The organism is Streptomyces sp. NPDC042102, assembly GCF_055582305.1.
In genome coordinates, this window is record NZ_JBVJDL010000001.1 from 1,244,504 (window position 1) to 1,257,049 (window position 12,546).

The window sequence follows — 12,546 nt, forward strand, 5'->3', positions numbered from 1 at the left end:
TCGCCCTCGCCTCCCCGTGGTTCCGCCGGTACACGCCCCGGCCGGACGCCGCGGCACGCATCGTGTGCTTCGGCCCGGCCGGCGGGTCCCCGGCCTTCTACCGGGATTGGGTCCGAGCCGTTCCGGGAGACGTGGAAATCCTGTCGGTGGTCCTCCCCGGGCGCGAGCGCCGCCTCGCGGAGCCCGCGGTGACACACATGGCCGACCTGGCCGGTGCACTGGCGCAGGCGGTCACCGGCTGCATGGACCGGCCCACCGCGTTCTTCGGGCACAGCATGGGCGCGTCCGTCGCCTTCGAGGTCACCCGACGCCTGGAACTGCAGCTGCCGGGGCCCCGGCCCGTGTGCCTGGTGGTCTCGGGCCGCCCCAGCCCCCGCAGGCTGCTCGAGCACCCGTCCCCGGTGGCCGACTACGACGACCCGCAGATCATCGAGTACCTGCGCGGCCTGGGCGGGACCCCCGACGAACTCCTCGACGACCCGGAGGTCCGCGCACTGATCCTGCCTCCGTGCAGGGCGGACTTCCAGGTCATCGGCCGGTACGTGCCGGACCTGAGCCGGCCCCGGATCAGTACGCCGGTGCGCGTGCTCCTGGGGGACTCCGACCCCGCCACACCCGCGTGGGACGCCCCACGCTGGGCGGAGGTCGCGTCATGCGTCACTGCCACGGACATCCTGCCCGGCGGGCACTTCTACCTTCTGGACCACCTGACCACGGTGGTCGACCACGTGCTGCGAACCCTGCGAGGCGAGGCGGACCTCTTCCCGAACCGGACGTCCGCGACGCCCTGTTCCACCGATTCCCGCGGGACACCCCGCCCCACCGGACCAACCGACTCCGGGAAAGAGAGAGAAGTCGTGACCCTGGCCCCTGCCTACCATGAGCGCCGGATACCGCTGACCGGCGACGTGCTGAGCACCGCGGCTGCGCTGTCCGAAACCTCGGCGGATGCCTACGTTCTCTACGAGAACCGGGGCGCCGTCGGATGGGCGGAAGGAGAACACGGCACGATCAGCGTCCACACGGACCGCACCACCCTCAGCGTCAAGAACTCCGGTGGCGCGGACACCACGGTGGTGTTCACGGCCGGTACAGGCGTGCTCCAGGCCCTGGACCAGGCCCTGGCCGCCGTCCCCGTACAGGGCTGGCGCGCCTACGGCTGGGCGTCCTTCGAGCTCAGCTATCCCCTGCACGGGCTGCCCGCCGCCCCCGGCGACGCCCCCCTCGCCATGCTGGCGGTGCCGATGCGCGAAGTGCGGCTGGCAGACGGCAGCGCCCTGCTCCGCGCCCTCGACGCCGACGAGCTCGACGCCCTGGAGCAGCGGGTGCGCTCGGCAGCCGCCCTCGGCGGTGCCTTCGGCAGCACCCGGCGCGTGGCCGCGGACATCGAGAACCACGACGCGGACTCCTACAAGGCCGCGGTCGCGGCCGCCGTGGAGGAGATCCGCGCCGGAAAGCTCACCAAGGTCATCCTGTCCCGCGCCGTGCCCGTGGACTCGCCGGTGGACCTTCCCACCACGTACGTGGAGGGACGTCGCGGCAACGACCCGGCCCGGTCCTTCCTGCTACGCCTGGGCGGCTGGGAGACCGCGGGCTTCAGCCCCGAGATCGTTGCCGCGGTCACCGACGCCGGGCACGTCGTCGCCCAGCCGCTGGCCGGGACGCGCGCCCTCGACGGGGACCCGGAAGGGGACCGCGGCCGTCGGGCCGAGCTCTACCGGGACGAGAAGGAGGTCTTTGAGCACGCGGCCTCCGTGCGCCTCGTTGCCGAGGAGCTCCACCAGGTCTGCACCGAGGACTCCGTCACGGTGGACGACTTCATGTCCATCAAGGAGCGCGGCAGCGTCCAGCACCTGGCGTCCCGACTCTCGGGCACCCTCGCGGAGGGGCGTACCGCCTGGGACGCGGTCGGCGCCCTGTTCCCCGCCGTCACCGCTTCCGGTATCCCCAAGGCCGAAGGGTGCGACCTCATCCGCCACGCCGAACCGGGCCCCCGGGGCCTCTACAGCGGTGCGGTGCTGACCGTGGACGCCGACGGAACGGTGGACGCGGCGCTGGTCCTGCGGAGCATCTACCGGCAGGAGGGCCGGACCTGGCTGCGCGCCGGCGCCGGCATCGTCGCGCACTCGACTCCGGAGCGCGAGCTGGAGGAAACCCGTGAGAAGCTGCGCAGCGTCTCGCGATTCCTCGTGCCCGCGGCGCAGGCCCCGGTCGAGGGTGGTCCCGATGTCTCCGCCCGGGACGAGGAGTCCGCAGCGCTGGCCCGCTGAACCGCCACCGGCCCGGGAAGGAAGCACGACAGACCGGGCGCCGCGCAGCAGCCGGATGCCACGGGCCTTGCCCGCCCGCTCCGTCACCGATACAAAGCGAACACGGGAAGTAAAGCAAGCCTTACTTAACATTCGCAACGGCGGGCTGCGATGCAGGAGTTGCATACAAGGTCAGGCGCCGGAGGCGTGACCGACCGCCGACCCCATGGGGTCCGGGACTTGATCGTTCAGCAAGCCGCCCGAGCTCTCACCGGAAGGAGTTGGGATGCCTACACCCCGGGACGGTTCCATCGAACAGGCGCACCGAAAAGTCGCGGAGCTGGACGAAGCCGTCATCGATCTGGTCCGCAGGCGAACCGCTGCTCACGCGGAACTCGTTGCCCTGCGGGTGCAGGCCGGCTTGCCTGCCACGGAACTCAGGCGTGAGAACCTGGTCCTGTGGCGATATGACGAGGCGTTGGGTGCGGGCGGCACGACGCTGGCCCTCCTTCTGATGGAACTCGGCCGCAAGGCTCGAGTGCCGAAGCCGAGCATCCCGGCGCAGGTCCGGCGCGCGAAGGAGCTGGTCCAGGCCGATCGCTGACATCATCGGGAAGCGGCTGACGCAGCGGAGTGAGGAGACCGGGAACAGGGGGAACCCGCACGGGGACGTCCTGTTCCACTGAGGGGCGGGTGACGACTTCGGCCCCGCCGCCCCTGTGCGAAGGGGTGGCGGGGCCGAAGTGACCGCGCTGGGAGTCAGCCGAGGGCCGACGCCGGCTGCGGGGTCGTGGCCTGCGCACCGGCCGGGTCGGTGCGGTGGGCCAGGAGCCGCTGGGCGAGGACGCCGAAGACGACTGCGAACACGGCCCACAGGACGACCTGAACGGCGAGGGAGGCGACCCGGAACTCCCACAGCAGGGCGGCGGGGAACTCGGGCTTGACGGCATCGGTGTTGTCCGGGAGGACCAGGAAGGCCAGCGCGGTGGCGACGACGAAGGCGACACCGGCCGTGAGCGTGGCGTTCCAGTTGCCCAGGCGGGGTGCCAGCCGACGCCCGAGGATGATCGCGCCGACGCCGAGCAGGACGCTGAGCAGGATCATCAGGAAGAACAGCGTGGTGCGCTGCCCGATGGTGTCCGGGTTGCCGACCGCCGGCGGGGTGGCCGGGTACTTCAGGAACGGCACCAGGTAGACCAGGGCGAACGCGCCCGCCGCGGTGAGGGCGGCGGTGGCCCGGGCGCTGAAGCCGCCGACGCGGCCGAGGGCGAAGGAGAACGCGAGGGAGGCGATGCCGCCCAGCGCTACCCCGTAGACCAGGACACCGGTGGCGAGGCCGACGGTGGACTGGACGGGGCGGCTGACGAGTTCTTCCTCTTCCTCGGCCGCGGCGGGGGCGCCGCCGTGACCGGCGTGGCCGGCCGCGGGGGCGGCTTCCTGGGCGGCCAGGGCCTCTTCGACGGCGATGGAGCCGCGGACCGGGGGCTCACCGACCACGTAGGCGACGGCGAAGGCGAACAGGCCGGCGATCAGGCCCGCGACCATGCCGCGGACCAGCAGACCTCTGACAGTGGAGGCGTACATGATGGGCGCGCCTCTCAGTGGCAGGGGAAGCCGAGCAGGTGACGGCCGTCGTGCACCCACTCGTGCACGCCCTCGCCGGAGAACACGGAGGTGGCGCCCTGCTCGGCGCCGACGAAGTACAGGGCCACGAGCATCAGCAGGCCGACGAACAGCGCCCAGGGCAGGACGGCCTTGACGGGCAGCGGAGCCGACGGCGAGAGAGCGGGGGCGGGTATGGCAGCGGAAGCGACGGCCTCGGCCATGGTGGAACCTCCTCGGGGAACAACGCGTCCCATGTGGTGGTGCGGGACGACGGTCCTCGGGTCTGACTCGCCGCGCCGACACCCCCGGAAGGGGCGCCGTCGCAGCACACAGTGGCGCGACCATGCCGGATTCACACCGGACTTCCGTCTCGCCGTCGTCGCTATGTGCAGATGTCGGCGTGACGCTACAGCCCGACGTGCTGTCGGACCAAGCGGATGAGTCGCTGATCACAAGGAGTGTTCCGGGGCGCGAGACGGGACGGACGCTGTAGTGGGACGTCCGAGTAGGTACAGGGCCTCCGGCCGCGCGCCCAACGGTCGGCCGAGCAGCGCCGCGGCGAGCTTGCGGGGTCGGCCGGCCGAGGTGCGGCGCCGTACGGCCGGCCTCGGCCGGCAGCCGCTCGCACCGGCACGTCCGACCCTCCGGGCACGCTCCGGACCTGGTGATCGCGGTGGCGCGCGGCTGCGGCCCCGCGGGGGTGGCATGCTCGATGTATGGAGGACGAGGCCGTGGGACCGGTCGGCAGCGCTGCCTCCGAGGTGCTCGCCCTGGCGAAGGTGGCAGCCGGCCTACGGGCCGGGGCCGAGGACCCGGAGGCCGGCTCCGCGATGACGGGGGCGCGCACTCCGGACGAGGTGGCGGAGCTCGTGCGGGGCGCGTTGAGCGACACCGAGCACGTGGGCGCCGTCGTGATCTACTACCGCGGCGCCGCCGGGAGCCTGGACCTGATCGGGCACGCCGGCATCGACGGGTTCTCGGCCGAGCGGTGGAGCCACGTACCGCCCGCCGACGGGGGCGCGGCGCTGGAGGCCCTGGCGGAGGAACGGCCGGTGTGGCTGGTGGCTCCTGACGCCGAGCGCTGTCCGCCGCTCGGGGCCCACCCGGGGCAGTGGCCGTCCCGGGCGTGGATTCCGGTGCTCTCGAAGCACCCGGCGACCACCGTGATCGGGTTCTTCCGGACCCGCCCGGGCCCGTTCGCCGCAGCAACACGAAGCATCCTTCGCAGGACGGTCCAGATCTGCGGCGGGGCGTTGGGCACCCGGGGCGCAGGCTCGGCCGGGCCGGTCATGACGGACGAGAACGGCACCGTCGCGGCGATCCAGCCGGTTCTCGATGTCCTGCCGTGCCCGGCCGTGCTCCTGACGCCCCTGCGCGCCACGGACGGGACCGTGGAGGACTTCCGGATCGACGCGGCGGCAGCGGAATCGGTCGACGTGGCGGGGCGGCGCGGCGCGGAGCTGGTGGGCCGCAGGGTCCTTGAAACGTACCCCACGGTGGCCGGCAGCGACCTGTGGCGCGGATACCTGGACGCCCTGGCGACCGGGAGGCTCTACGAAGGAGATCCCTTCACCTATGAGGAGACGCTCGCGGGAGTGCCGCGCGAGTCCGTCTACTCGGTACGGGCGTCACGGCTCGGGGACCGGCTGGTGGTGTCCTGGATTCGCCACGACACCGATGAGCGCGAGGCTCGCAGGCTCGCGGACCTGCAGCGCCTGGGTGACCTCGGCTGGGCGGGCTGGAACCTTGCGACCGGCAGGATCACCTGGTCGGATCAGGTCTATACCGTCTTCGGCCGGGACCCCGCACTGGGCCCCGTCAGCCTGGAGGAACTCCCGGGCCAGCTGCTGCCCGACGACGTGCCGAGGCTCCGCGCGGCGGTCCAGCGGCTGATCTCCGACGGGGAGCCCGTCGACCAGCCGTTCCGGATCACCACCCCGGACGGCGTACGCCACCTGAGGATCGTCGCCGAGGCCGAACCGGACGCGCACGGCACACCGGTCGAGGTGCACGGCTTCGTCCAGAACCTCACCGCCCAGCGCGGCGCCGAAATCGCACTGCAGGAGAGCGAACGCGCCAACCTGGTCCAGCGCGGCATGCTCCGGGCCGAACGGGCCCTCGCCGACCGGCTCCGAGAGACCCTGCTGCCCATTCCCGAGCAGTCCCTGGAACTGGCCGGGCTGCGCGTCGAGATCGCCTACCTGCCCTCAGACACGGTGTCGAGCGTGGGAGGCGACTGGTACAGCGCCATTCAACTCCCCGACGGCTGTGCCCTCTTCGTGGTCGGAGACGTCGCCGGCCACGGGCTGCCCGCCGTCGGCACGATGGCGCAGCTCCGGTTCACCGCCAAGGGCATGGCCGTGACGGGTTCCAGACTGCCGGCCGTTCTGAACCGTCTCAACGCCCTGCTGCTCCACACCGCCACGGACGCGGACGGCGCCACCGCGACCATGGTCATGGCCCGCTACCAGCCCGACGACGGGCGCCTGAGCTGGGTCCGCGCCGGGCATCTGCCGCCCCTTCTGATCCGCGGCGGCGAGGCGCAGTTCCTCTCCCAGCCCGAAGGCTGCCTCCTCGGCGCGTCCTTCGATGCGGCGTACGCGGAGGCCGTGATCGATCTCGTGCCCGGCGACCACCTCCTGCTCTACACGGACGGCCTGGTCGAGGACGCCGGTGAGGACATCGAGGAGGGCCTCACCCGCTTCGCTGCCGTCGCCCTCGGCCTCGTCCGGGACGGGCACGACGAGACCCTCGCCCGCACGCTCGCCGCGGCTCGGACGCGCCACGACGACGACATCTGCGTCCTGGACATCCACGTACCCGCGGACCCTTGAGAGGTGTGGAGCCGGTACCGCCCCACGCCGCGGCGGGCGTTGTCGTCGACCGTGCGGCTGCGGCTGCGGCTGCCTCGTCCCGGGCCTCCACGGCCCTCCGGGGTGCGGAGACCTCCAGCCAGACCCGCTTGCCGCCGACCAGGGGCTCCGCACCCCAGCGCCGCGCCAGCCGGTCGACGATGAGCAGCCCGTGCCCGCCGGGCCGGGCGGGATGCGGACGGGGCTGGAGCACCGGGAGGGCCGGGCCGCGGTCGGTCACCTCGACGCGCAAGCCGTCACCGGTGCGCCGGAGCAGGACGGAACTCGGGCCGCCGCCGTGCAGAAGGGCGTTGGTCACCAGCTCGGACACCAGCAGCAGGACGTCCTCGGCGGCCGCCCCGGCGTGGGGTTCCGGAGCGGGCAGCCATTCCCAATGGGTCAGGGCCCGCTGGGCGAAGTCCCGGCACCGGGTGACGACGTGCTCGTCGTCGGAGCCGAGCACCAGGACCCGGCTCCGCTCCGGTGAACGGCGCTCGTCCATCACGCGCCTCCGCTGATGCAGAAAGCCAGGTGGGAGACGCGGAGCGGCCCATCCCGTCACCCACTGGACGGGCCCCCCGCACCCTCACCAGTAGTGGCGGCGGCCGCCGACGGCGTGCCCCACCGACCCCAGGATCCACAGGATCGCACCGACCACGATCAGGATGATGCCGATGGTCCAGAGGATGCTGATGCCAGTCAGCCAGCCGATGATCAACAAGATGACTCCGAGGATGAGCATGATGTCCCTCTATCCTGCGGCGCATTCCATCGGAACGAGATTTTCCGACGTGGTGCCGCGGACGGCGTCTACCCTCCTTCCTCTCCTTTAACGGGGATCGCGCAGATCCGCTCCGCATGAAGGGCCCTGGTGGGGGCAGCCGCCGTATGCCGACGCGTTCGGTGCCTGTGCCTGTGCCGGTGCCGGCGCGCGTGGCACATCGGATCGAGGAGGCGAGGGGTATGGCGGACGTGGTCGAGGTGATCCTCGAGGACCACCGCACCATGGAGGAGCTGTTCCGCCGCATGCGGAGCGTCGAGGCCGACCGGGCGAAGGCGCTGGAACAGTTCTCGGCCCTGCTCATCGCGCACGGTGAGGCCGAGGAGGCCGAGGTCTACGGTGCGCTCAAGCGGTTCAAGGGCGTCGACAACGAGGAAGTGGAGCACGGGGAGAAGGAACACGCCGAGGGCAACGAGGCGTTGCTGGCCCTGCTGGAGGTGGACGAGGTCGGCTCCGACGCGTGGGAGGCGCGACTGGAGGACCTGGTCGAGGCGGTGACCCACCACGTGGACGAGGAGGAGCGGACGATCCTCAACGGCGCCCGGGAGAGCGTCCCCGACGAGCGCCGGGCCGAGCTGGGCGCCGCGTTCCTGCGGGAACGCGAGAAGCGGCTGGCGTCCGGCTGCGGCAGCATCGAGAACGTCCGGAGCATCGTCGGCGGGTAGGCGCCCCTTCGCGCGGAGCCCGCTCCGGAGCGCCCGGGCGCCACGCCACGACGAACGGCGGTCACGGTCCCGACCCATGGTGGAGGCGCACATGAACCGCGCAGCCCTCTTCGACGTCGACGGGACCCTCGCCGACACCAACCACCTGCACGTCACGTGCTGGTGGGAGGCGCTGCGGCAAGCCGGCCACACCGTCGCCATGCACGACATCCACCGTGCCCTCGGCCTGCCGAGCGAGGGCCTGCTCCAGTACCTCCTCGGCGACGACCGCGACACCAGCGAGGACGAGGCCCTCGGCGCGGCGCACGACACGCTGTACGGCACCTACTTCGAACGGCTGCCCTGCCTGGACCGGGCCGCCGACCTGCTGCGCGAGCTCGACCGACGGGGCTGGAGGGTCGTCCTCGTGACCTCCGCCGGGAGCAGTGAGCTCGGCGCGCTGCGGCGGGCCGTCGCGGCCGACGACGCCATCACCGCGACCGTGAGTGCCCAGGACGTCCCGGAGGGCAAACCCGCGCCGGACCCGGTGGCCCACGCGCTCGGGCTCGCCGGTGCGGCCGCGCACGACGCCGTCTTCGTCGGCGACACGGTGTGGGACATGAAGGCCGCCACCCGGGCCGGCGTCGTGGCGGTGGGCCTCCTCAGCGGCGGGATCCCGCGCCGCGACCTCGAGGACGCGGGCGCCGGCGCCGTGTACCGGCATACCGCCGACCTCCTGCACCACCTCGACAGCAGCCCCTTCACCCGGGTGTCCAGGGACGCCGGGACGTAGCGGGCTCGTCGGCGCGGACCGGGCCGCCCGGGCCCCCGTACGTCCGCACTCCTCCTCGTCCTGCGGGGCCACCCTCGCCGTCTCCGCCGTTTCCCCGCCGCCGATCGGGGAAGGCGCGGGAGGACGGAGCCGGCCCTCGCCCCCTGTGGGCGGAGCGGCCCCCGAGCACCGACGCGCGCGGCTGCCGCCGTGGCCCGGGGCCCGGTGACCCTGACCTCGCACACCCTGTTCCGATGGGAGCTGGTGACATGTCCTCCGAATCCGACCGTTCCGGGTCGTTGCCTCCCGGGCCGCGACGACTGCTCGGCATCTACCTCAACGACCACTACGCGGGCTCCGCGGGCGGGATCGCCCTGGTCCGCCGGATGGCCCGGGTCCATCACGGTGCAGCGGCCGGGCCACGTCTGGAGGAGCTGGCGGACGAGATCGCCGAGGACCGCGAAAGCCTGGTGGAGATCATGGTCGCCCTCGACGTGCGCGTGAAGAGGGCGCGCAACGTGGTGGTCCGGCTCGCCGAGAAGGTGGGCCGGGTCAAACCCAACGGCCGGCTGATCTCCCGCTCCCCGCTCAGCGACGTCCTGGAGCTGGAGGCGCTCCGCCTCGGGGTGGAGGGCAAGCTCGCCCTGTGGCGCACCCTGGCGAACGTCGCCCGTACCGACGACCGCATCGATTCCGCGGCCGTCGACCGGCTGGCGGCCCGGGCCGAGCGCCAGATCCGTCAGCTGGAAGGCATGCGGCTGGCGGCCGTGGACCGGACCTTCGCTCCGGACGCCCGTGCGGCCCTGCACGAGGCCGGGGCCGCGCGGCACGACCGGGTGCGCCACCCGTTCCACAGGGCGGGGTGGGCGTCATGAGGGTCGTGGTGACCGGCGCCACCGGCAACGCGGGGACGAGCGTGGTCCGTGCCCTGGCGGCGGACCCGATGGTTACGGACGTCCTCGGCGTCGCCCGCCGCCTTCCCGGGCTCGACGTCCCGGGCGTGCGCTGGGCGGCCGCCGACATCGACCCCGGCGGGGCCGACCTGACCGAGCTGTTCGCGGGCACGGCCGCGGTCGTGCACCTGGCCTGGAAGTTCCAGCCCACGCACGACCCCGTGGAGACCTGGCGCACCAACGTGCTCGGCGGCATCCGCGTCTTCGAGGCCTGCGCCGCCGCCGGGGTCCACGCCCTGGTGCACGCCTCCTCGATCGGCGCGTACTCGCCGGGCCCGGCCGACGGCCGTCCCGTCGACGAGTCCTGGCCCACCCACGGCTGGCCCGGTGCCGCCTACACCCGGGAGAAGGCCTACCTGGAGCGGTATCTCGACGGCTACCAACTGACCCACCCGCACATGCGGGTGGTGCGGATGCGGCCGGGCTTCCTGTTCAAGGCGGCCTCGGCGTCCGAGCAGCACCGGATCTTCGCCGGACCGCTGCTGCCCCGGCGACTCGTACGGCCCGGGCTCATCCCCGCGCTGCCGGACATCGCGGGACTCCGGTTCCAGGCCCTGCACACCGATGACGCCGCCGCGGCCTACCGGGCCGCGGTGGTACGGCCCGTCCGCGGGCCGTTCAACCTGGTCGCCGACCCGGTGCTGGACACCGCGGCCGTGGCCCACCTGCTCGACGCGCGGACGGTACCGGTGCCTGCCGGAGCGGCCCGCGCCGCCCTGGCCGCGGCCTGGCGCCTGCACGTGGCCCCCGCCGACCCGGGCCTGCTGGACGCCTTCCTGCGCCTGCCGCTCCTCGACGCCGGCCGGGCCCGCGACGAACTCGGCTGGGTCCCCTCGCGCACGGCCACGGAAGCGGTGGAGGCCTTCCTCGAAGGCCTCCGCCGCGGGGCCGGACTCGACACCCCGCCGCTCGCCGGGGCGGCAGCCGGCGGCGCGGGCCGGTAAGGACCACCGACGCCACCGGAGGGAAGGAGAGAGGTTTCCGATGCCCAGAGGTTCGTCCCCCAAGCGGGAACGGCAGTACGAGCACATCAAGGAGTCCGCCGAGCAGCGCGGCGAGTCCACCGAGCGGGCCAAGGAGATCGCCGCCCGTACGGTCAACAAGGAGCGCGCCCGGGCCGGGGAGTCGAAGACCGCAAGCCGGTCGTCGCTGCAGGACATGTCCTCCGGCAGGCGCGGAGGCCTACGCTCGCACAGCGGCTCCCAGGGCCCCACAAAGGAACAGCTCTACAACGAAGCCAGACAGCGCAACATCGAGGGCCGCTCGAAGATGGACAAGGCGGAACTCAAGCGGGCTCTCGGCCACTGATGTCTCTCGCCACTGACGCACAGCGCTCCCGGTCCGCCGTCCCGGGGTTCACTCCGGGCCGTCGGGCCGCTCCGGTGGCCCGGCCCGCCCGGCCGCCTCCTCCGGTTCCGGGGGTGGCCCCCCGTCCTCGCCCGCGTGGGCCCGCAGGTGCACGATCACCGTGTTGGCGACGGCCACCAGCGGGACGGCGACGACCGCTCCGCCGATACCGGCGACGAGCCCGCCGGTGGCGACGGACAGCGCCACGGCCAGCGGATGGATCCGGACCGCCCGCCCCAGGATGAACGGTTGTAGGACGTGCCCCTCGATCTGCTGGACGAGGAGCACCACCAGCAGGCACATCAGCGCGGTGAAGACGCCCCGGGTGACCAGCGCGACGATGACGGCGAGCGCCCCGGAGGCGATCGCGCCGATCAGCGGTACGAACGAGGCCAGGAAGATCACCACGGCGAGGGGGACGGCGAGCGGCACCCCGAGGAAGTAGATCCCGAGCCCGATGAACACCGCGTCGATCAGCGCGACGACCAGCGTCCCGCGTATGTAGGCCGTGAGCGTGCGCCAGGCCGGCGTGCCCGCTCCGGCGACCCGGGGCCGTACGGCGGCCGGCACCAGCCGCAGCGTCCACTCCCAGACCCGCCTGCCGTCGTACAGCAGGCAGAGCGTGACGAACATCGCCAGGAGCAGGCCGGTGATGACCTCCACCAGGACGCCCACGCCCTGGAGGCCGGTCGAGGTGATCTCGCTGGCGCTGCTGCCGATCGCGTCGCTCAGACGCTCGGTGATGTCGTTGATCTGCTGCTCGGTCACGTGGAACGGGCTGTCGAGGAGCCACCGCTTCAGTTCCGCGATGCCTTCCTGAAGCCGTTCGGACAGGCTGTCCAGATTCTCGAGCACCTGCCATACGACGAACCAGCCGGTCAGCCCGAGCGCGAGGAACCCGCACAGCGCCGTGACGGCGGTGGCCAGTCCCCTCGGGAGTCCCCGGCGGTGCAGGCGGGCGACCGTCGGCTGGAGCAGTGCGGTGATCAGCAGCGCGGCGACGAAGGCCAGCGCGACCAGCCGGACGGAGCCGATCACCCGCATCACGACCCACACGGCGGCGGCGAGCACCAGGAACCGCCAGGCGATCTCGGCCGCGACCCGCATGCCCCAGGGCACCGCGCCGGCGGGTCCCGCCGCGCGGTCCCGGGCCCGGGCCGGGCGGACCCGCGCCGTCCGGTCCCGCTCGGCCGCCTCCTCGGCGTCGCGCGCCTCCTCGGCGTCGCGGCGGGCCAGAGCCCGCGCACGCCGCTCAACGAGCGCGGTCACGCCGGCCTTCGCCCGCTCGGACAGGTCACGGATCCACGGCATCCTCGAACCTTCCTCCGCCCCTCCTGACCGTC

12 protein-coding genes and 1 pseudogene are annotated in these 12,546 nt (G+C 72.9%); 8 read left to right on the plus strand and 5 right to left on the minus strand.

The window, feature by feature from the left end; all coding sequences use genetic code 11:
- Positions 1-62 precede the first annotated feature (62 nt).
- Positions 63-2,270: a salicylate synthase gene (locus tag ACZ6KO_RS05115; protein WP_469301551.1), complete on the plus strand. Its 2,208-nt coding sequence runs from the start codon at positions 63-65 to the stop codon at positions 2,268-2,270.
- A gap of 265 nt (positions 2,271-2,535) precedes the next feature.
- Positions 2,536-2,853, plus strand: a complete 318-nt coding sequence (locus ACZ6KO_RS05120) for a chorismate mutase family protein (RefSeq protein ID WP_469300116.1) — start codon at positions 2,536-2,538, stop codon at positions 2,851-2,853.
- A gap of 155 nt (positions 2,854-3,008) precedes the next feature.
- On the opposite strand, the gene ACZ6KO_RS05125 is transcribed toward ACZ6KO_RS05120, so the two are convergent.
- Positions 3,009-3,833, minus strand: coding sequence for a CbtA family protein (locus ACZ6KO_RS05125; RefSeq protein WP_469300118.1), 825 nt, complete (start codon positions 3,831-3,833; stop codon positions 3,009-3,011).
- Between the two features lie 14 nt (positions 3,834-3,847).
- A complete protein-coding gene (locus ACZ6KO_RS05130; RefSeq protein ID WP_469300120.1) occupies positions 3,848-4,075 on the minus strand; it encodes a CbtB domain-containing protein in 228 nt (75 codons plus the stop codon).
- A gap of 495 nt (positions 4,076-4,570) precedes the next feature.
- Between ACZ6KO_RS05130 and ACZ6KO_RS05135 the strand changes: the two genes are divergently transcribed.
- Positions 4,571-6,688, plus strand: a complete 2,118-nt coding sequence (locus ACZ6KO_RS05135; protein ID WP_469300122.1) for a PP2C family protein-serine/threonine phosphatase — start codon at positions 4,571-4,573, stop codon at positions 6,686-6,688.
- A gap of 169 nt (positions 6,689-6,857) precedes the next feature.
- On the opposite strand, the pseudogene ACZ6KO_RS05140 reads toward ACZ6KO_RS05135, so the two are convergent.
- A pseudogene (locus ACZ6KO_RS05140) lies at positions 6,858-7,208 on the minus strand (ATP-binding protein); the annotation flags it as partial.
- Between the two features lie 84 nt (positions 7,209-7,292).
- Positions 7,293-7,448 carry a DUF6131 family protein gene (locus tag ACZ6KO_RS05145; RefSeq protein WP_469300124.1) on the minus strand — a complete coding sequence of 52 codons (156 nt, stop codon included), beginning with the start codon at positions 7,446-7,448 and terminating at the stop codon, positions 7,293-7,295.
- A gap of 221 nt (positions 7,449-7,669) precedes the next feature.
- On the opposite strand from ACZ6KO_RS05145, the gene ACZ6KO_RS05150 reads away from it, so the two are divergent.
- The 5 genes from ACZ6KO_RS05150 to ACZ6KO_RS05170 all read left to right on the plus strand — a co-directional run bounded on the left by ACZ6KO_RS05150 (position 7,670) and on the right by ACZ6KO_RS05170 (position 11,164).
- Positions 7,670-8,152, plus strand: a complete 483-nt coding sequence (locus ACZ6KO_RS05150) for a hemerythrin domain-containing protein (protein ID WP_469300128.1) — start codon at positions 7,670-7,672, stop codon at positions 8,150-8,152.
- A gap of 91 nt (positions 8,153-8,243) precedes the next feature.
- Entirely contained in the window at positions 8,244-8,924 is a 681-nt protein-coding gene (locus ACZ6KO_RS05155; protein ID WP_469300131.1) for an HAD family hydrolase, read from the plus strand.
- 248 nt (positions 8,925-9,172) lie between these two features.
- Positions 9,173-9,778, plus strand: coding sequence for a hypothetical protein (locus tag ACZ6KO_RS05160; protein WP_469300133.1), 606 nt, complete (start codon positions 9,173-9,175; stop codon positions 9,776-9,778).
- Positions 9,775-10,800, plus strand: a complete 1,026-nt coding sequence (locus ACZ6KO_RS05165) for an NAD-dependent epimerase/dehydratase family protein (RefSeq protein WP_469300135.1) — start codon at positions 9,775-9,777, stop codon at positions 10,798-10,800. Before ACZ6KO_RS05160 ends, ACZ6KO_RS05165 begins: the two co-directional genes overlap by 4 nt.
- Positions 10,801-10,840: 40 nt before the next feature.
- Entirely contained in the window at positions 10,841-11,164 is a 324-nt protein-coding gene (locus tag ACZ6KO_RS05170; protein WP_469300138.1) for a plasmid stabilization protein, read from the plus strand.
- Between the two features lie 48 nt (positions 11,165-11,212).
- Here ACZ6KO_RS05170 and ACZ6KO_RS05175 read toward each other — a convergent pair whose 3' ends face one another.
- Complete coding sequence (locus ACZ6KO_RS05175; RefSeq protein ID WP_469300141.1) at positions 11,213-12,514, minus strand: AI-2E family transporter; 1,302 nt, start codon at positions 12,512-12,514, stop codon at positions 11,213-11,215.
- Positions 12,515-12,546: the final 32 nt, after the last annotated feature.